Origin of the sequence: Serratia sp. Ag1 (assembly GCF_000743355.1) — a bacterium.
Lineage (GTDB): Bacteria > Pseudomonadota > Gammaproteobacteria > Enterobacterales > Enterobacteriaceae > Chania.
Map to the genome: position 1 here is coordinate 1 of NZ_JQEI01000052.1, position 19,874 is coordinate 19,874.

Annotated in this window: 16 protein-coding genes, 1 pseudogene and 1 CRISPR repeat array; of the genes and pseudogenes, 6 read left to right on the forward strand and 11 right to left on the reverse strand. The window is 49.6% G+C overall.

What is annotated here, in order from left to right; genetic code table 11:
* The first annotated feature begins 48 nt into the window (after positions 1-48).
* A CRISPR array of direct repeats spans positions 49-1,293; the repeat unit is 28 nt; unit sequence GAAACACCCCCACGTGCGTGGGGAAGAC.
* Positions 1,294-1,371: 78 nt separating this feature from the next.
* The 10 genes and pseudogenes from cas2e to IV04_RS22620 form a co-directional block, all read right to left on the reverse strand.
* Positions 1,372-1,572 (reverse strand): annotated as a pseudogene (cas2e, locus tag IV04_RS26925) (type I-E CRISPR-associated endoribonuclease Cas2e); the annotation flags it as partial.
* Positions 1,550-2,425 carry a type I-E CRISPR-associated endonuclease Cas1e gene (gene cas1e / locus IV04_RS22580; protein WP_037404539.1) on the reverse strand — a complete coding sequence of 292 codons (876 nt, stop codon included), beginning with the start codon at positions 2,423-2,425 and terminating at the stop codon, positions 1,550-1,552. The pseudogene cas2e and the gene cas1e, both read right to left, overlap by 23 nt.
* The gene (gene cas5e / locus IV04_RS22585) at positions 2,425-3,141 is read right to left on the reverse strand and encodes a type I-E CRISPR-associated protein Cas5/CasD (RefSeq protein ID WP_037404538.1); all 717 of its coding nucleotides are present in this window, start codon (positions 3,139-3,141) and stop codon (positions 2,425-2,427) included. The genes cas1e and cas5e overlap by 1 nt, the downstream gene beginning before the upstream one ends.
* A gap of 12 nt (positions 3,142-3,153) precedes the next feature.
* Positions 3,154-4,188 carry a type I-E CRISPR-associated protein Cas7/Cse4/CasC gene (cas7e, locus tag IV04_RS22590; protein ID WP_037404537.1) on the reverse strand — a complete coding sequence of 345 codons (1,035 nt, stop codon included), beginning with the start codon at positions 4,186-4,188 and terminating at the stop codon, positions 3,154-3,156.
* A gap of 31 nt (positions 4,189-4,219) precedes the next feature.
* On the reverse strand, positions 4,220-4,867 hold the full coding sequence (cas6e, locus tag IV04_RS22595) for a type I-E CRISPR-associated protein Cas6/Cse3/CasE (protein ID WP_037404536.1): 648 nt from the start codon (positions 4,865-4,867) through the stop codon (positions 4,220-4,222).
* Positions 4,860-5,426 carry a type I-E CRISPR-associated protein Cse2/CasB gene (casB, locus tag IV04_RS22600; protein WP_037404535.1) on the reverse strand — a complete coding sequence of 189 codons (567 nt, stop codon included), beginning with the start codon at positions 5,424-5,426 and terminating at the stop codon, positions 4,860-4,862. Before casB ends, cas6e begins: the two co-directional genes overlap by 8 nt.
* A 13-nt stretch (positions 5,427-5,439) precedes the next feature.
* A complete protein-coding gene (gene casA / locus IV04_RS22605) occupies positions 5,440-6,963 on the reverse strand; it encodes a type I-E CRISPR-associated protein Cse1/CasA (RefSeq protein ID WP_037404534.1) in 1,524 nt (507 codons plus the stop codon).
* Between the two features lie 3 nt (positions 6,964-6,966).
* Entirely contained in the window at positions 6,967-9,564 is a 2,598-nt protein-coding gene (gene cas3 / locus IV04_RS22610) for a CRISPR-associated helicase Cas3' (protein ID WP_235212868.1), read from the reverse strand.
* A gap of 188 nt (positions 9,565-9,752) precedes the next feature.
* Entirely contained in the window at positions 9,753-10,592 is an 840-nt protein-coding gene (locus IV04_RS22615) for a WYL domain-containing protein (RefSeq protein ID WP_081893278.1), read from the reverse strand.
* A gap of 148 nt (positions 10,593-10,740) precedes the next feature.
* The gene (locus IV04_RS22620; RefSeq protein ID WP_037404531.1) at positions 10,741-11,127 is read right to left on the reverse strand and encodes a helix-turn-helix domain-containing protein; all 387 of its coding nucleotides are present in this window, start codon (positions 11,125-11,127) and stop codon (positions 10,741-10,743) included.
* A 306-nt stretch (positions 11,128-11,433) separates the two neighbouring features.
* Between IV04_RS22620 and IV04_RS22625 the strand changes: the two genes are divergently transcribed.
* The 5 genes from IV04_RS22625 to IV04_RS22650 all read left to right on the forward strand — a co-directional run bounded on the left by IV04_RS22625 (position 11,434) and on the right by IV04_RS22650 (position 18,930).
* The gene (locus IV04_RS22625) at positions 11,434-16,011 is read left to right on the forward strand and encodes a CHASE domain-containing protein (protein ID WP_037404530.1); all 4,578 of its coding nucleotides are present in this window, start codon (positions 11,434-11,436) and stop codon (positions 16,009-16,011) included.
* Positions 15,998-16,975 (forward strand): diguanylate cyclase domain-containing protein, encoded by a 978-nt coding sequence (locus IV04_RS22630; protein WP_051916946.1) that lies wholly within the window; start codon positions 15,998-16,000, stop codon positions 16,973-16,975. The genes IV04_RS22625 and IV04_RS22630 overlap by 14 nt, the downstream gene beginning before the upstream one ends.
* Before the next feature lie 455 nt (positions 16,976-17,430).
* Positions 17,431-18,345 (forward strand): curved DNA-binding protein, encoded by a 915-nt coding sequence (gene cbpA / locus IV04_RS22640; protein ID WP_037404528.1) that lies wholly within the window; start codon positions 17,431-17,433, stop codon positions 18,343-18,345.
* Positions 18,345-18,644 carry a chaperone modulator CbpM gene (cbpM, locus tag IV04_RS22645; protein ID WP_037404527.1) on the forward strand — a complete coding sequence of 100 codons (300 nt, stop codon included), beginning with the start codon at positions 18,345-18,347 and terminating at the stop codon, positions 18,642-18,644. Before cbpA ends, cbpM begins: the two co-directional genes overlap by 1 nt.
* A 46-nt stretch (positions 18,645-18,690) precedes the next feature.
* Positions 18,691-18,930, forward strand: coding sequence for a DUF2766 family protein (locus IV04_RS22650; protein ID WP_037404526.1), 240 nt, complete (start codon positions 18,691-18,693; stop codon positions 18,928-18,930).
* A gap of 64 nt (positions 18,931-18,994) precedes the next feature.
* On the opposite strand, the gene fos is transcribed toward IV04_RS22650, so the two are convergent.
* Positions 18,995-19,402, reverse strand: a complete 408-nt coding sequence (gene fos, locus IV04_RS22655) for a fosfomycin resistance glutathione transferase (RefSeq protein WP_037404525.1) — start codon at positions 19,400-19,402, stop codon at positions 18,995-18,997.
* Between the two features lie 106 nt (positions 19,403-19,508).
* Here fos and IV04_RS22660 point away from each other — a divergent pair, with 106 nt between their 5' ends.
* On the forward strand, positions 19,509-19,823 hold the full coding sequence (locus IV04_RS22660; protein ID WP_037404524.1) for a phage protein NinX family protein: 315 nt from the start codon (positions 19,509-19,511) through the stop codon (positions 19,821-19,823).
* Positions 19,824-19,874 lie beyond the last annotated feature (51 nt).

Below are 19,874 nucleotides of genomic sequence, written 5' to 3' on the forward strand. Positions count from 1 at the left end.
CAAATTCATTAAACCACTACACAAGTTCGACAAAAATCACCATGAATGGAAACACCCCCACGTGCGTGGGGAAGACGCAGACAGCGTTCGATATGTCTATCGAGCCATAGAAACACCCCCACGTGCGTGGGGAAGACAAAGGTGTCCACCAACCACTTAATGGTGAAAAGGAAACACCCCCACGTGCGTGGGGAAGACCTTCCGCCGATACTCCCGACAATTCGCGTCCTAAGAAACACCCCCACGTGCGTGGGGAAGACTAGAAAGGAAACGGCCACAGATGCCCTGGCTGAAGAAACACCCCCACGTGCGTGGGGAAGACCGCTGCATGCCCTTTACGATGCGTCGCAGCGTAGAAACACCCCCACGTGCGTGGGGAAGACGATTTCTCACCAGGTCTGAACAATGTCAGCAGGGAAACACCCCCACGTGCGTGGGGAAGACTGATTTTTATGATCACAGCAAAGATGAATTAGAGAAACACCCCCACGTGCGTGGGGAAGACCTACATCGAGCCAAGTCGAACGTGATGAAATCAGAAACACCCCCACGTGCGTGGGGAAGACTCCCATGACGCGACAACGTTTACCCACAGGGCGGAAACACCCCCACGTGCGTGGGGAAGACGAAAACGTCAAATCGTAACCGGGACGGTGGGTGGAAACACCCCCACGTGCGTGGGGAAGACCCAAGTCTGCATTTCGCGTTCAATCATCTTTAAGAAACACCCCCACGTGCGTGGGGAAGACCTAGTGCAATTGATGGCATTAATAAGGCAATGGGAAACACCCCCACGTGCGTGGGGAAGACAATCCCTGCTCATCACGCGCAGGCACCCTAAGAGAAACACCCCCACGTGCGTGGGGAAGACTTGTCGTGCTTTACTTTCGCCAAGTGCTAAATAGAAACACCCCCACGTGCGTGGGGAAGACTCACGCGGTTCAAATCGCAAGCCATATGAAACAGAAACACCCCCACGTGCGTGGGGAAGACCCCATCGGAGTTAACGCTATGTATACATTCAAAGAAACACCCCCACGTGCGTGGGGAAGACGTTTCAGAATATGCGGTACTGACGACGACCACAGAAACACCCCCACGTGCGTGGGGAAGACACCGCTTAGACCGCGATGAGTGCGACTATGATAGAAACACCCCCACGTGCGTGGGGAAGACTCTGCCGGTAGCGGGGAGGATGGCGCGGAGGCAGAAACACCCCCACGTGCGTGGGGAAGACACCAATATATTGTGAAAGAGCGATAATTGAAACACCATATTTATAGATTATGGGGATTTCAGGGTTTCAATAATGAGTTGTAATCCGCTGATATTAGTAATTGGTTTTCTGATCTCACCTTTGTAACGAATTTCGTAGCCTGGCGGTTGAGGAATACTTCTAAACAGCATAAGACCAGACTCTGTCGGAGAATATTGCATCAAGTAATCAACAACTGTTTGTGCAACAGAATCTTTTACACCAGATACAAACACGTTCGGGCGAGGCTCGATAAACCAGAGTTTCATACGTCCACGAACAGCAGGTGGTAAGTCATTTGCGAGTACGACGAGCATGTTTAACCCCCATCAAATCATTAACATCAACTGTGATCTGATTGAGCAAATCCATGGCAATGACTCGCTTCCTGAATGTTTCAGAGACTTTGTGTTTATCATATCGGCCAGCCATTTCTCGAGTGAGGGAAAATGCAAGATCAATACAAAGTTGTTCCTTGTAAAGATCGGCTAAATCATAAACAAAAGGTAATGGGCTACCAGAATGAATAAATCCAACATGGGGGGAATACCCCATGGAGTGGACGGCTGAACACAATATTCCATAAAGCGCTGCATTGGTGGCGGTTAGTACTTGATTGGTCAGATCACTCAGCTGAAATTTGCCCGGTGTAAACTGGCGTCCTTGCCAACTTACGCCATACTCTTCAGCTTTTTGCTGATATAACGCACGAACACGATTACCTTCCATTCCCATCATGCTGTTTAAACTCTTACCATCCAGTTCAGCATCAGGAAAACGTTTTGCGAACATCGCTCTGGCGATCTTAAGAGAAGACTCCTCATTGTTGGCAAGAGCCATCTGCAATTTAAGATTGCGTGTATCGGCGGTAGGAAGAAAACCTGCGGCATAAAACAGCAGGCTATCCTCTCCAACCCAGCACACAGAGCAGTTGGCTGCGACTGCCGTTTTAACCGCTTCATGAGTCACTGTGGTACCAGGGCCAAGCAGCAACGTGTTGATGGTTGCGACAGGGATCGGCACCACATTGGCCTCCGAGTCAACCCACTTTACGCTGCTATCATCTATCTCTAATCGGCCGCGCTCCAGATACAGGAAGGGATATTTGTCTTTTACCTGGGGCAATGATTCACGAGTCACTTTTACAAACAGTCGCTCTCCCTTAGCCATTAGCTGAACTCCAGCAATGTCACCCGTCGATCCCGATAACGTTTGTGCCGGCCAAACTGCACAGGGACATCGTTCAAAGTAATAATATCGCCATCTGTTTCCCCCTCAATGACGGCGTAGCTGAGTAACCGCTGTTTGTTATCTGCCAACGTTTGTGCTTGTTGCCAGGCAGCGTTTGCATCTTCAAATAATCCCTGATAAATCAGTTCGGTTGGTACACAGTTTTTGCGGCCCAGGTACAAATCCCACACCGGGTTTTGTAAAGCGTCAGATAATGATCCCGCTTGCGTCTGGGGTACCGCCAATACCACGGCGAAAACCGAATCCTGCAGGTAGTAGCGATAGGTCATTTTGGTACCTCCACCGACGGCCTTTTTTCCATCAGAGGTTTTAGGTATCAACAGATTTTGCCAGGGGTCACTGTCATCGTAGCCACTACCCACCATCTGAAAGTCACGCAATGCAGGCTCACGTAGTTGCAGTTGGCCTTTACTATCAATACGGGCGTATGCCCGTACCTCCATGCTCATGTCATTCATTTGCGCCAGCCATTCGATTTCGGGGCCACCAGCCCCTCGAGCGCAGCAAAGCAGGCCAAGGATACCCGAGCGTGTGGGGAAGTTCAGCGTATCACGTACCCCAAACTTGGAGTCGTGTCCCCAGGCTTGCAGCGGCCCTTCAAGCCACAAGAGCATATATTGGGTTGATTCGCGCATCTTTAATCTCCCTTACAGATGAGACTGTAGATCAGCAATCAGGCTATCGATACTGTATTCAAGGTTATCACCCCATTCATAATCCCCTTGTTTGCCAAACAACGAACCGGATAGCTTTTCTTTTTTGTCGAGCCAGGCGTTAAGTTCGACTTTGCTTGGGGAGAGGAAACCTTCGCCTTTACTTTTCACGGGTTGTTCAAAAGATGCTTGCAGGCGTTGGCCTTTACGCACCAGTACGCGGGCGTATTCCCAGGGGCATGCACCCGATTGCGTTGTCTGGCGTGCGTCCGGCACGGCAACATACAGTGCCTTTACAAAGGCATCTACGGCAGTCTTAAAGTTTGCATCTTCTCCCAACGTTTGTTCCAACTGTCCTAGATCAAGGCTCACATAACGGTAGTAAGTTGCTGAGTTATATTCCAAACTGCCCATATGTGCGGAGCCGCTTTCGTATTCGGTTTTACAGTCATCCACCGCCGTAAAAAACTCCACTTCGTTGGTCACTTTGTGGGTTGAGATAGCATGTGCGAATGACGCTGCCGCTTCGACATTCATATCCGGTGCCCTGGCAACCATGCGGCCAAACAGCGCAATATCCAGTGCATCAAGCGTTTTGTTAACGACTTTTTTGGACACTTTTACCAGATCTTTGTCTTTCAGTTTCGCTACTTCAAAACCATTTTCTTGCGCATAAGTGGCAAACGCTTTGGCTTCAGTTTCACTCAGAAATAACAAGGTATCGTCGGAAAAAAATGCGGCCATCGCCTCACCACATTGAGTCGCTTGCTCTTCACTGGCACCAAGTGCCAGACACTCATTGGTTAACATGGCGGCTATCTTTTTGCTGCGGATCCCGAGTCGAATACCAAAATCGGGCATAGCAAGGCGTACTTGACGTTTCCAGCATTGTGACGACACGCGTGCTCGCGGCACGCCGCCGATGATGGCTGACTTGGGGGCACCGACATCATCACGATTAAGACAGGTCACCGGGAATGATTGCAGGATGTGGAATTCAATACGGGTATTTTTATATGGGGTAGTCATAACATTGTCCTTGTAAAAGATACTTTGGAAATCAGGCAAATGGATTGTCAATGAGCGGCACTATTTGCAATAGGCCACAGCCAAACGCGCGGCCCTTGCCAATACCATGTTTAAAGCTGTTGTGAAATTGCGATAGGTTGGTCACAGTGAGCTGCCCCTGAATATGAGCTCTGCCAAGTGTTACCTGTTGGCCAATCTTGTCTTGAAATTGCAATACCTCAATGGCGTCTACCTGTAAGGTTTGAGGGGCTACCTCGAATCCCCAGCTATTGGCGGCCCGCTGTAAAAACCATTGAGCGATATCAGTGCGGCCCTTTACCGCAACTCGTTTACCACTCTGTTTATCCTTGCGCACCGGGTTCACCTGCACCTTGAAGCGATAGTTGGAGTGAGTCAAAAACGCATCAGCAATGGGCTTGCTGATCACTTTGCCGTATTGGCCCTCTACTTGTGTTGCTGGCTGCCGGTCTGAAACAATCAGCACTTTGCGGCTATAAAAGTCACCGCCCTGATCGGCATAAACGATACCGCTTGGGATATGGCTCTGTTTTTCGGCTTCCGCACGTTTATCAGAAAACAAGCTGTACACTACCCGGTGCAACGAATAGACATCAGTCACTTTCAGCGCTTTGACGGCGACACGGTCAAGGTGTAGGGCACTTGCGAATAGCTTAGTCATGAGAGAGCTCCGAAGCAGTTTCATCCACCTCTACGGCGCGACGATAGAACTCTTGTGCCCAGCGAGCTCGAATCTGCTCTTGCCTGTGCCCGGAAAACCTCAGCAATTGCTCCAGCAACTGGCAGTAATCAGGTGTGACACCACGGCTTGTCATCAAGGCTAACAATGGCCGTAAAATGCGACAGGCTTCACTCGTACTGGTACAGGCCAGCAGGCGGCGCAGGCGAGCCTTGGCCTGATCAGACTGATTCCCCTCATCAAAACAGGTGGCAATCGCTGTACCCAAGGGTAACTTGCCATTGGCTGCGGGTTTAGCCTTTGCCAGGGAGGCGCCTACGGTGCAGTAGGGCAAACGCTCCCACTCTTTTTCGAGATCAACGCTAAAATTGGCCAGCAACTCCCAGCTTTGATATTCCATTGTGGGGTTGTCTGCTCGTTTGAGCCGAGCAGCAAAGCCGTTGTCCTTTTTGATACGATCAATCACGTAGCTGACGAATCGTTCGGCTCTAGAGAACTTGCCGGGATTTGGGGCCGTAGTATCTACAGAGGGCTGAGCCATATAGGTTTTCTCCTTAGTCAGCGTTTAAATATTTGGAAAAGTTGGGGCGAGCTTGGGCCCAGGCGTCCATTTGACGGGCACTGTCGTTTGGGCATATTTGGTCAAAAACTTGAATGGCGTAAGCAACGAAGGTTTTGCGCAGTTGAAAACGTTGTTGCCTGGCTTCTTCGGTCGTGTCACAGGCGTTAATCATGCACTGAGCCTGGCGTTCGCAGAGTTGCCAGAAGATCCCAGTCGCTTTCTCAACCTGATTCGCAACAAAGGGTTGAGCCTTGCCTGTACCGGATTTATCAATATCAGATAGCTGACGGAAATAACGGACAACCGCCCCCCAAAGCGTTTTCTGGATAGCTTCAAGTTGTGCCATTTCATGTTTTAGGTGTTCCATAAACACGTCGTTAAGCAAGTCGGATGATAGCCACATTTCAGACTGAACGTAGTCGTCAGTACCGGATGCATATTGCTCTCCGGCATTACTGCTGACCCGTAAACCGCCTGACCAGAGAGCAAATTGCTCGGCACTGCGAGACACGCGTTTTAGTGTGTGTTTCAGTTGCAGTGTGTCAAAACCAGCTGTTTTATTTTGCTCGATAAACTGCAATAAGGAGGTTAATTCTCGCCAAGGACGTTTACTTGGATTTACCCATAAGGCTCTCGGTTTTTTCTGGGCAAAATCCACCGAAACCGTCGGGTCTGCTTTTCCTTCCAGATAACCTGCATGAGCAATACCATCGGTGTAGTGAATGCCGTTATCCGCCAACAGACAGAATTTACCCATCGGTATCAGTCGGCCAATCAGTGACTCTTTTAACGATCGGGCAATTTCATCATCCTCGCCGGTGGGCATCTGTTCCCAGGGAGTAATTCCCAGCGTTGGATACATTACCAGTTCAGTAATATCCTCATGGGTAAACAAATTTAGCCAAATGCTGTGTGCAACGAAATCACCCAGCCAGAAAGAATGCAATAGACCCATGTGCCCAACCGCAATACCGGCTTTGCCGCTGGCAGGCTTCCCCTTGTCGTTTTGTTTACCTTGGTAGCCGGCAGTTAATACCACTGAGTTATCGGTTTTCTTACCGCTGAGGCCAAATCCCATTTGAACGATAACGGTAATGGCTTTATCAGCATCATTGCTTTTTTGCTCTTGCTGAGTTTCCGTTAGTATCGTTGTGTTGCCAGTACTGATCTCTGGTGACAATACGCCCAGAGACTTGACTTCAGCAGCCCGAATGGCAGGGATCTGTAAAAACGGTCTTTCGCCGTACAGATAAAATCTGTCATGCCATTTATCAAGATAATGTAGACACTTGTCCGCCATCCCCTGCCAGCCCATTCGCTTCCAATCATCGTCATCATCGGGTGTTGCCGCAGTTTGAGCGATGGCTAATAACAGTTTGGTGAGAGCAATTTTCTGCACAGGGTTACCACCTAAAGCACGTAATTGTGGGTTGCTAAAAATCTCTTTCAGGCTGACCCGGCCCACATCCGCAACGGATATCCAGGGTTCATCAATCAAGTTAAAGCGGTTTTCCATCGTTTATTCCTTATTGGAAATGGCCCGGAAGCCAAGATCTTCACGGTATTCAAGCAGGTATTTATCGCCAGCCGGGTAGCCGTCCTGAGTAAGCAATTCGCCTGTTTTGCTGACGATGGCAACGCGCAGCAAAGCTTCGTCATCTTCTGGTCGACCAAGATAAAACACCTCATGCAGGTGCAGTTTTTCCAGCTCATGTTTAGCGGTTTTGGGCGGGCAATAAGCTGGATTGACTCGCACCAGTTGCTGGTTAAGGGCTACAGCCAGTTTGCGCCATTCCGCTTTGGTCAGGCGGTGACGGCCATGAGGCAGGGTTAATTCGCTGCCATCGAGTAAACGGATATGGGTCGTATCATCTTGTGTGCGTAAGCTGCGCAGTAATAACAGGTCGTGTGTGTCCCGCTCGCTATAGCGGGTTTCCGCTTTGTGCTCTGGCAATGTTTTGCCGCCTTTCGATAAAGTCAGCTTGGCCAGAGCCTGTTGGGCCTGTTCGCCAGTACGGAACCGGCTGCCATTTTTCAGTTCGTGCAGCAAGCTGGCCCATTGCTCAGTTTCAGTGCGTTCGGCATAGGTTTGATCGATTAAAGGGCGAATGCCTGAGGGTAACCGGATTGACTGCATGTCTTTCCAGACTTCAAGGCTGCGGCACAACACATAGGGTGAGTACACCATGGCGCTCAAGCCAAAAGCAGAGTGAGGATTAGCCAGGGCGTGCTCCAGCGTTGGGGTCAGCAACCAGCATTCGGGTTTGGCACCGGCATGGCGCGGGGTGTCTGTGTGCCGCCAAAGACGGCCAAGACGCTGTAGCAACATATCGGTGGGGGCAAAGCGGGTTACCAGAAAATCAGCGTCAATATCGAGCGACTGTTCCAGTACCTGTGTACCGACCAGAATACGCCCACAGTGTGCACGTTGGGGCCACCCAGCCCGGCCATAGAGGTTTACCCAACGACCTTCGTTGCGTGCTCGGTCATGAGGAGTAAAACGCGAATGTAGCAAGCCCGTTTCACATCCTGCCTGCGTCGCGCGGCTGGCGATATCAAGATACCGCTGTTGGGCTTCCGCAACCGTGTTTTCAATCCATAAGACCTGTTGGCCCTGAGTTGCCCGCTTAAGTGCCTCTTCCAATGCTTGTTCATTTTTATCGCATGAATGAAGTATTACGGGAGGATTGTCTACCGTGGGCACCCCCACCTCAACCAGCTTATTTTTTTCCTTCACCGCTGGCAGAGCCGTAACCAGTGGGTAGGCGGTGCTGGTTGTTGTCTGTTGTAAGAGCGCTTCACGCCGCGCCTGGCTCAAGGTAGCACTGAGAATAATCACGGTGCAGTCTATTTGCCGCAGAAATGCCACCAGTTCGTTGAGAATAGTACCGGTGTAAAGATCATAGCTGTGCACCTCGTCCAGGATGACGACCTTGCCAGCCAGACCAAAGGCTCTGACAAAACCATGTTTGACGTTCATAACCGCCATTAACGCCTGATCAATAGTGCCGACAGCGAACGGAGCCAGTAAACCGCGTTTATTTTGGCTGAACCATGAGCCGCCAGGGCGGCCTTCTTCGCCTATTTCAGTATCCTGCAGCCAGGCACCAGAATGCAGCAACAAAGCCTGTTTGGGGGTTTCTGCGCTAACGACTTGCTTCAAAAAAGCATTGAAGCGATCGTAAATCTTGTTGGAGGTCAATTGGGTTGGCAACACAAAGTAAATACCCGTCGCTTTTTCCTGTGATAATAGCCGATAAGCGGCATATAAGGCCGCCTCGGTTTTTCCCATCCCCATCTGGGCTTCGAGAATATAAACCCCAGGCTCCGACACTTGCTCGATAAACAGTGACTGCGGTTCACGCAGTTGCATCGTGAGATTAGCGGGATCAAATACTTCAGTAAAAGACAGTCCGTGGCGAATGACGGGCTTGATAAAACCAGCGTCATTCAAGGCTGCTGCAATATTGGGCCGCCAATCTTCATCAGGGTTTTCAAAAAACTCGCCGGAGCCAATCCAGTCAGAGACTGAAGTTAACCCAGCGACGACACGGGCCTGGGCTGCGGAGTCAAACTTCGGCCAGTCCGCTTGCAAGCACTCTTTTAGCGCGGCCACCAGTTTCTTGCGTTCGTCAAACCAACTGGGGCCACCAAAGACGCCAGCATTGCCGCGTTTATCATCAACCGGTGGGTTAAAACCATGGTGTTGACCGAGGATTGCGGCAACATACTTCGGTACTCCAATTTCTTCTGCTGTGGCCTGACTGACCCCGGCATGTCCCCCCCATTGTTTCTCAAGTTCGGGGGCTACACCGGTCAGTTCCGGTATCTTTGTGTAGTCGATACCGCAGGCTGAGAGAATCCTTGCCACAAAAGTCGGGCTGACTTTGCCGATATCATGGCTGCCCACAGCCATTTCACTCCCGGTTGGGAACAAACGGTCTCGTATTGACTCGGGGAAGCGGGATATCAGCTGGCGCGCAACTTCAGCGACAATCTGGCAGTGGCTTAGCACCGAACGGCCTAAAACGACGGTTCCATCACTTAATATCCGAGTTTTAGCCGGGCACTTTTCGAAGAAAATCGCAGAGACTATATTGTCGGTTTGTGAAGGCATTTTTGTTAAGCGTCTCACTATCAATCATCCTTGCTCAAAGTAGTTTATCCGCAGACGTCAAACTGAATTCATAGGACACAACTAAATAAGAGTTGTATTGGAATGAGAGCTTGCTATTTATAAAATCCCCGCACAATACTGTACGGATATTCAGGTTAATTGGAATTACCAATCCACTGCTTGCGCACTCACCAACTGTTAAAAAACCATTGCTTGATGTCATCTCTGTTTACCAGCACCAATTGTTGGGCTTCGGGTTTTCCATCAAGATATTTAGTATTTACCTGCAATTCTTTCAGCAAGTAGTCGGCAAGGGCGGCTCGGGTTTTTATCTGAAGCTGGTTATTTTCCATCTGATAGTCATTGGCAAGAACATCTTGTTGGGCAGGGTTTAATCGTGGGTCAGGTGATAAAACTAACGTAATGTAGGTTTGCCAGGCTTCATCTTGAACAATCGAGTGGGGCGATAAACCTTCGATTTCTGCTTTTTCTCTAAAGCGACTCAGAACAAGGTCACGAAACCCTTGCGATTTTTCACAATATCCTCGCACATGGAAACGGCTTCCTGCTTTGACAATACTGTGTGGGCTAAAGATTCGCCCTTCATTTTCAGGATTAGATAGCGAGGTATAGTTCACTTCTATTCGTAAACCTTGATGAATAGCTTTTATCAACGTAGCGATTACTTGACGAGAGATTCTGCGCTCAGGTAATTCAAGCCGGGTTGCACAGGCACTGGGTAATTGGCGGGCTAAAACAAAATAGCCAGTTTCAAGCCAGGAAAGAAAATTATCTAACCCACCATGAAAATATTGGGGCTGTTTATCATCAGCAAAAACGTACTGTGCTTTATTTAACTTGATGAGGTAATCGGGGTGCAAATTTTGATACTGAACAAAGTCTTTATATGCTTGCTGTCGGGTTATGCTGAACTGATTTTCAAGGTCTTTATTACGCACTTCTCCCATCCAAAAGGCCAACATCTCAAGAAATGCGAATCGTTCATGAGTTAGCTTGGTACTACTCATATACCCTCCATGGAATATTGAACCTCATATAGGCTCATCTGCAACATAGCTGATTATTATGGCTTTGTGAATAAGTGCCTGTCCCACCGCTACGGCTTTGTCGAATAAATCAGATTGGAGTCAAAGTACTCTCTAAAAATGGCCTGGTTCAGGCCATTTTCTGATGAATGATATGCAAAGGGGGTTCGATATGGAGGTCTACGCTCAGATCCTGACGGAAATCATAGGGAGTGATATTGAAGCGTTTTCTGAACATATAGGTAAAATGCGACTGGGAACCAAAGCCAAAATCCAGCGCGATATCAAAGATGGTCGCCTCACTGCTGCGTAGTTGATACACCGCTCCTGCCAGACGGCGCTCGCGGATATATTTGCCCAGCGAAATCCCCGTCGCTTCTTTGAACAATTTCTGCATATGCCACAGTGAGTAGCCTGAATACTCAGCCAGCTCTTCAAGGTGGATCACCCGCCCAAGGTGGGTTTCAACCCACTTACTGAGGGCGCAGACTAATGAGAGGTGGTGTTCTTGTATCAATCCACTTACCTAATTGATTTTGTTGTTAAGTTTACACATCCTGCCTGTTTATAAAAATTATATAACTCTATGATTTTGCAGGATTTTGTGGTTTAACCCAAGCGAGCAGGCACAGGCAAACGCACTTAGCCTAACTCAGAGATTTGAGGTTGTCATCACCGAGAGTGGAATGCCTGCTAACCTGAGCCACAGCCCTGCTGGCGTAACGCCCTCATTTTGGGTCAACAAAGACGTTTCCACTACCTTGAATCACATAGTAATACGTCTATGCTTGAGCTATTGCTGATTATAGGGATGTGAGGCTCTATGGCCCCTCAACGATTAGATGAAAGTACGCGCACGCAGAAAGGATTCTCTTTCTGGGATAACTACTTGGCACATAAGGTTAACTTCTTGCCGGTGTTATTATTTATCGTTGGGGTGATCTTTTCAGGCGTAGGAGCCTGGCGGGTCTATAACGATATTGAACACAGTGCCAAGGCTGAGTTTCAGCGTAATGTTGAGCGAATTTCCGATGAAATCGTCAGGCGCTTTTCTCAACCTGTCTACGGTTTGAACGGGGCGAAAGGGGCTTATGCCACCAATAACGACTTAAACCGTGAGCAGTTTCATGCTTATGTCGCCTCCCATAATCTGTCTGTTGAGTTCCCTGGGGTCAGGGGGTTCGGTTTCATTCAACGGGTCCAACGCAGTCATTTGGATGAGTTTCTTGCGCGGGTCAGAGCGGATGGAGATCCGGAATTTAGCCTGACTCAGTTTAGTGATAAACATTACAATGACCTGTATATCGTTAAGTATATTGAGCCTGCAAAAGATAATCATGGCACTGAAGGGATTGACGTTGGTTCAGAAACCGTGCGGCGGGAGGCCATTCTTGCCGCGATTAATACCGGCCAACCTACACTGTCGGGTTCTCTTCATTTAGTACAGGACGATCGCAAAACGCCCGGTGTTTTGCTGTTTGTGCCGGTTTATGCCTATGGAAGTAACCCCGTAACGCCTGAAGAGCGGCAGGCATCGTTAGTGGGGTTGCTTTATTCGCCGATCATTATTGCCGATCTGTTGCACAATATTCCAGAGTTCAGCAATCGGCGAGTGGATATTGAACTGTTTGACAGTACGGATGACTTTTCTAAAAATAATCTGGTTTTTGATGCCGATGGCAGCCAAAAGCCGGATTTTATGCCAAAAGAAGAACACAGCAATCAGGTCATCAATACAAGAACGTTCCGCCAGTTAAATACATTACCCCTGCCAGGCAGGGAGATGACTCTGCGAGTCACCAGTATTCCTTCCGTTGAAGCGCTGACAGAACGCTATGCTGCCTGGCTTTTATTGGGCTTTGGTGTGTTACTCAGTTCTGCGCTGGCACTATTGCTTCGTCAACAGATCAATGGCCGACATCGTGCAGAGATGTTGGCTCGTAATATGACGGCAGATCTGGAACGTTTGGCGCTGGTGGCGAAGAACACCTCTAATGCCGTCGTTATTACAGATGTAGATCGCCGTATTGTGTGGGTGAACGAGGGGTTCGAGCGCATTACCGGCTACAGCAAGAATGAATCTCTTGGTCAGTCGCCAGGGAGGCTACTGCAATGTGCTAATACCGATAAAGATGTTGCGGCGGCCATGAAGGCCGCGCTGGATGCGGGCGAAGCATTTACCGGTGAGTTAATTAATCGCTCTAAGTCAGGCCAGGAGTATTGGATTGAGTTAGAAATCCAACCTCGTTACAACGACCAGAACGAACCCATCGGTTTTATGGCGATAGAGTCGGATATCAGTGAGCGTAAGGCTACCTATATGCGGCTTGAGGAGGCGTTACGTGAGAATAACGCATTGCTCAGCACCCTTAATTTACATGGCATAATCTCTTCCGCCGATCGGGATGGGTTAATAACGGAAGTGAACGACGCATTTTGTAATATCAGTGGTTATCGACGTGAAGAGTTGATTGGCCAGAACTATCGGTTATTAGACTCACATACCCATTCCACTGAGTTTTGGCAGGCAATGTGGAAAGATATTGCCAGCGGGATCTCCTGGCGAGCGGAGATCTGCAACAGGGCCAAAGACGGGCGTATTTATTGGGTGGATACCACTATTGCACCGTTTAAAAATAGCGCAGGTGAGATCGAGCGCTATATCTCTATTCAGATTGATATTACCAACAGCAAAAATCAGCAAGCTAACCTGACCATTGCCCGTAACCAATTAATCCGTGCGGCAGATGTTGCAGAATTAGGGATCTGGTTTTGGAATATTCCCGATAAAACCTTCACCTTTGATGAGCGAATGAACGATATTTATGCGCTGCCCGCCGAGTTGTGCAATGTGCCGATTCCTCAGGAGTCTTGGTATAACCTGTTGCACCCGGAAGATCGTCAAGAGGTTACGCATGCAGTGAAAATGGCGTTGGAAAGTGAGAATGTTTATCGTCAGAACTTTCGGATTGTGATCAACGGCCAGATACGTTTTATTCAATCAAGTGGAATGGTCGAACGGGATGAAAATGGCCGACCAGTTTCGATGATGGGGATCAATCGTGACGTCACGCAGCAGCATGAAGACGAAAATATACTCCGGGTGGCGAGACAAGCGGCAGAAGCGGCGAATCATGCCAAATCTGCATTTCTGGCGACCATGAGCCATGAGTTGCGTACGCCAATGAATGCCATTTTGGGCATGATGACGTTATTAAGAAAAACCGGCCTCAACCATAAACAGGCTGACTATGCGATCAAAATTGAAGCCGCTGCCCGTACCTTATTGCGGTTACTGAATGACATACTGGATTTCTCCAAGATCGAATCGGGCAAAATGGTGCTGGAATGCATTCCGTTTGATATTCATACCATGCTGCGGGATTTGTCCGTCATCCTCTCCAGTAACCTGAGAGTTAAAAACGTTGAGGTATTGTTTGATATTGACCCAGGCTTGCCTTCGTTTGTGATTGGTGACGGCATGCGCTTGCAACAGATCTTGATTAACCTTGGCGGCAATGCGCTGAAGTTTACCGAACAGGGTGAGGTGATACTGTTTATTAAAGTGGTCAAACAAGATGATCAACAGGTGACTTTACATTTTGGTGTGCGCGACACCGGGATAGGGATCGCCCCTGAGCATCAGGAGCGTATTTTCAGTGGGTTTACGCAGGCAGAAGCTTCTATCTCGCGCCGTTTCGGCGGTTCAGGGTTGGGGTTGGTTATCAGTCAGCGCTTTGTGGCCTTGATGGGGGGAACCCTCGAGTTAGAAAGCCAGGTCGGTAGCGGCAGCTTGTTCCATTTCACCATTACGTTACCTCTGCCTGAGCGTTCCGAGGTAGCCAGCGAGGCTCCTGAGCCCTTGTCAGTCAGGGCTCATGCTTTAAATTATTTACGTGTTCTGGTGGTTGATGATAACCCAACGGCCTGCGATCTGATTAAACGTATGGGCGAGTCGTTAAAATGGACCGTGGATGTCGCCAATAGCGGCAGTGAAGCGTTGCAGTTGATGAAGCAGCAACAGGAAAAAGGTATTACCTACGGTGCCCTGTTTATTGACTGGCAAATGCCGGGGTTGGACGGTTGGCAGACCAGTAAATCAGTGCGTGAGCTGATGCCAGAAGGGGTGGTGCCGATGATTGTTATGATCACCGCGCACGATCGTGAAATGTTATTGCAGCGCAGTGAAGAAGATCAGGCCTTGCTTGATGGCTATCTGGTAAAACCCATTACCGCTTCTATGTTACTGGATTCAGTGACCGATGCATTAAGTGATGGCAAGCAGCCTGAAGATGTACCGGCCAGGCTGGCGGCGCCTTCACAACAATTGTCGGGCATCCGATTGCTGGTTGTTGAAGATAACGTTAACAATCAGCAGATTGCCCGCGAGCTACTGGAGGACGAAGGCGCGATTGTGCAGATCGCCAACCATGGCCAGGAAGCGATCGAGATCTTGCAGGACAATCTTGCTTCCTTTGATGTGGTGTTGATGGATTTACAGATGCCGGTGATGGATGGTCTAAGCGCCACGCAGTACATTCGTAGCACTCTGGGGCTGGAGGATTTACCGATTATCGCCATGACCGCCAATGCGATGGCATCCGATCGCGATGCTTGCCTGGCTGCCGGGATGAACGATCACATTGGTAAACCTTTTGATCTGGGTAACCTGATCCGGGTCATACGGAAATACAGCAAGCAGCCGGAGCTCGCTATGATTGCGCATCAACAAACGCTCTCACCGTTATTAACGGAGTGGAAAGCGGCTGCGGCGGTAGCGGGTATTGAACTGGAGTCTGCGCTTAATCGCTTAGGCGGAGACGTTCCTTTACTGCAGAAAATGCTCTCGCTGTTTAGCGCTGAACTGGCCGACTTCTCAGGGCAACTCGACACCCTGATCGCGCAGCAGGACTGGCGAGCCGCCTCGCGTCTGTTGCACACCGTGAAGGGGTTGGCAGCGCAGCTTGGTGCCACGCATTTTTCGCAAAATGCCAGTCAAGGGGAGACATTATTGAGTGGGGAATCTGTGCCTGCTCCAGAAGCTCTGGAAAGCCTGCTGAGCGAAATAAAAGATCAGGCTCGTTCTGTGCAGGCTGGAATGGTGGAGTTGAGTCGCATGCTGCTGGGTAAAGGGGCGGATGCCGCCTCTGCTGGCGAGGGTGGGGTAGATTCGCTTGATTCTGATTTGAACGCGCTGATATTACTGTTACAAAATTCAGATATGGCAGCCCTTGAAGCCATGGATCAATTACAGGCGACTTTTGGCCACCAGGTTGGTGAGGCGTTATCTCCGCTAAGCCACGCGATCAACCAACTAGACTTCGCACTGGCTATTCAGATAGCTCAAGCGTTGCTGGACAGTGTTTCAATGCAAAGGAATGGACCTCATGACAATAACTAACCTGCCTGACCAGGATGCCACCGTATTTTTACCGGGTCTGGAGAAACCTAAGCTGCTGGTTGTAGATGACCATCCGATCAATATTCAGGTGCTATACCAAGCATTCTCTGCCGATCATCATGTTTGTATGGCCACCAATGGCAAGCAGGCGGTGGAGGTTTGCATCAAGCAAAAGCCGGATCTGATTTTGCTGGATATTGAAATGCCGGACATCAGTGGTTATGAGGTTTGTGCTCAGCTCAAGAGTTTACCTGAAACCAAGGATATCCCGATTATCTTTGTGACTGCCCATATTGATGAAGAGACGGAAACCCGCTGTTTTAATGAAGGTGCAGTGGATTTTATCAGCAAGCCGATCAACCGGAACACGGTCAGAGCACGGGTGCGCACCCACCTGTTGTTAAAGGCACAATCCGATCTGTTACGTCAGTTGGTCTATCTGGATGGGTTAACCGAGGTGCATAATCGGCGCTATTTTGATGAGCGGCTGAGCCAGGAGTGGAAGTTGGCCCATCGTCACCAGACACCGATCAGCCTGATTATTATTGATGTCGATTTCTTTAAGAAATATAACGATCTGTATGGTCATTTGGCTGGTGATGACTGTTTACGCCGCGTAGCGAAAACCATTCGCCATGGCTTGAAGCGTGCTACCGATCTGGTTGCTCGCTATGGCGGTGAGGAGTTTGCCTGCCTGTTGCCCAATACTGAATTAAATGGGGCTATGGCGGTGGCAGAATCGATAAGATCGTTGCTTATCGAGCAGAAAATCCCTCATGCGGACTCTTCGGTCTCGCCTTTTGTCAGTATCAGTCTGGGTGTCTGTTGCCGCAGTGCCGAGAGCACTGGCGAACTGGCTGACTTCCTGCTACAGGCGGACGCACAGCTATATCAGGCGAAAAGAAACGGTAAAAATCAAGCCTGTGGAACACTGCTAGCAAATATCCGGCCTGAAGCCGTCTGATCCTTCCTCGTTACACAGATAAATAAAAAAGCTTTTCCGGATGGCTTGTCATCATCCGGAGAAACCAGCTAATCTGAAATTGACCGCAACGATGAATCCAAGTGGTCCAGGCCCGAGAGGCCATTAACCTAAGCAGAGAGTTAACCGTAACAACGTCATGTTGATGGGGTGATCGCATGTTAATAACAGTGATTATTACTCTTTTAGTCATCGTAGGCGTTGCTGCCTTTATGGTCGCGCCAGTCATGATAGTAAACAATGCGGAAGGTATGGGAGGTGAAGACCAGTGAAATCAGTTAACCAACTCACCCATCGATATTAACGCAACTCAATGATGACAGGTTCCCGCTAAGGAAGCCTGTCATCATCCTGCTACCCGCCTCAATGTTAAATCACCGCGTTAAGTTTCGTTGTCGTCAGCCCGGCCACCTATAAAAAAATGAGAACATAACGTTATGGAAATCAAGGACTACTATGCCATCTTAGGGGTTAAACCTAGCGATGACATAAAAGCAATCAAGACCGCTTACCGCCGTTTGGCGCGGAAGTTTCACCCGGACGTCAGCACTGAAAAAGACGCCGAGGCCCGTTTTAAAGACGTTGCTGAAGCCTATGAGGTGCTCAAGGACAGTGAACGTCGTGCGCAGTACGATCAATTGCTCCAGCAGCGTAACAATCCTGATTTTGGTCGGCAGACGCAGTATACCGAGCAGGGTAATGCTGAGGACTTCGCCGATATCTTCAGCTCGATGTTTGGTCGCGGTGCGCAAGGGCGGCAGCCACGGCATGCGGCTCGCGGGCAGGATCTGGAACTCAGCGTAGCAATGTTCCTGGAAGAAACCCTGAGTGAACAGACGCGTTCCCTGAGTTATACGGTGCCGGTCTATAACATTTTTGGTCTGGTCGAAAAAGAAATCCCCAAAACCCTCAATGTGAAAATCCCTGCAGGAGTGGGTGAGGGGGAACGCATTCGTGTAAAAGGACAAGGCGTTCCTGGGACGGATGGGGGGGCGAATGGCGATCTCTATCTCATCATTAAACTTGCTCCTCACCCTTTGTTTGAGGTGATCGGGCACGATCTGGAGATTGTGGTTCCTCTGGCCCCTTGGGAGGCTGCGTTGGGGACTAAAATCTCGTTGCCTACGCTGTCGGATAACATTCTGCTGACTATCCCGGCGGGCAGTCAGGCGGGTCAGCGCCTGCGGTTGAAGGGTAAAGGTCTGGTCAGCAAAAAGGAAACCGGCAACCTGTATGCGGTAATCAAGATTGTGATGCCAGCCAAACCGGATGAAAAGCAGGCGGCACTCTGGCAACAGCTGGCCGAGGCGAATACCGCCTTTGATCCCCGCACTGTATGGAGAAAAGCATAATGGCCAAGTTACAGATAACCTTTACCGTGACTGAGTTTTGCCTGCATACGGGGGTGACCGAAGCTGAATTGAGCGAGGTGGTCGGGCTAGGCGTTATTGAGCCGAGCAATCCAGAAGCCGCGGATTGGGTATTCGACGATGGAGCATTGGCCGTATTTAATCGTGCCCGGCGTTTGCAGCGTGAATTGGCTTTGGATTGGCCCGGCATTGCGGTCGCGTTGACGTTGCTGCAGGAGATCGAGCAATTACGCAGAGAGAACAGCCAGTTACGCCATCGCTTGGAGCGTTTTATTGAATGACTGGCATGCTGTATGATGCGGCGTCTGAATCAAGAAGGAAGGTATTATGTCTGACATGCTGAGCAACGATCAGGAACTGGTTTCTGATCTGGTTGCCTGCCAACTGGTTATCAAACAAATCCTGGATGTGATCGACGTTATTGCGCCGACAGAAGTACGGGACAAGATGGCTAGTCAACTGAAAAATATTGATTTCTCTACTCATCCTGCCGGGGCCGATCCCATCACTAAGCGGGCGATTGAAAAAGCGATCGCACTGATTGAGATGAAATTCAACCGCGAGTAACCTGTGAACCGCCGCACTGCGGCGGTTGTTACCTTGCAGTTTTAATCGAGCCGCATTCTTACCTTCAGTAAAATACCATATCTGAATAGGGCTTCTCCCTACAGGCTGCTAAACGGCTGGCCAGATCTCCGCAGTGAATCTCCAGGGCGTGCTGGTCGGGATCGAGGAAATACAGTGATTCTCCTTCGCTGTGGTTATCTTTCCACTCCTTTACACCACTGGCCCGTAAACGCGCAACGAAGGTAGCAAAATTCTCAGGCGCTATGCTGAAAGCGTAATGCGTGTAGTCGTGGTGGGGCTGTTCACTGCGAGTGTTATCCAGCGCCAGGCATAACCACAGGTCACCCAGTGTCAGATAGGCCCCGCGTGACCAGCGGGCTTTGGGGCTAAAACCCAGCGTGTCGGTATAAAAAGCAAAGCTGCGATCAAGATCGCTAACGGCGAGCGTCAGGTGGTTAAAGCCACTTAGCATGATGGGGTGTCTCCTCAAATAAGAAGCGAAAGCGTGTTGGCTGTCATAAATCTGTCGTACCGGTATCGTAATGTCGTCTTGACCTTACGAAACAGAGAGACAGCTAATGATTAAATGGTATGAAGAAAGTGACGCCGAAGTAAACCGCAGCATCGCGTTAATCACCGGGGAAAGTCCAGAAAAATGGTACCCTTACGGTGGTGTAAAAGGTAAAGACTATTGCAAGAACCCTGCAGATGCGTGGCCGATTATCTGTGCCCACAAAATCAGTCTCAATGCTCTCAGCCAAGACAGTAATCCACAGTGGCAAGCCAGTATCACCACCCAAGGCGGCGTATGGCAGGCCGGAAGCAGCAGCCCATTGCGGGCCGCGATGATCTGTTTTCTGCTAAGCCAGCAGACGCAAGCTACGTTGGCTTGAATCCGATTTTTGCATCACTCTTCTTTTTAGCCCTGATAAATCAATTTATCT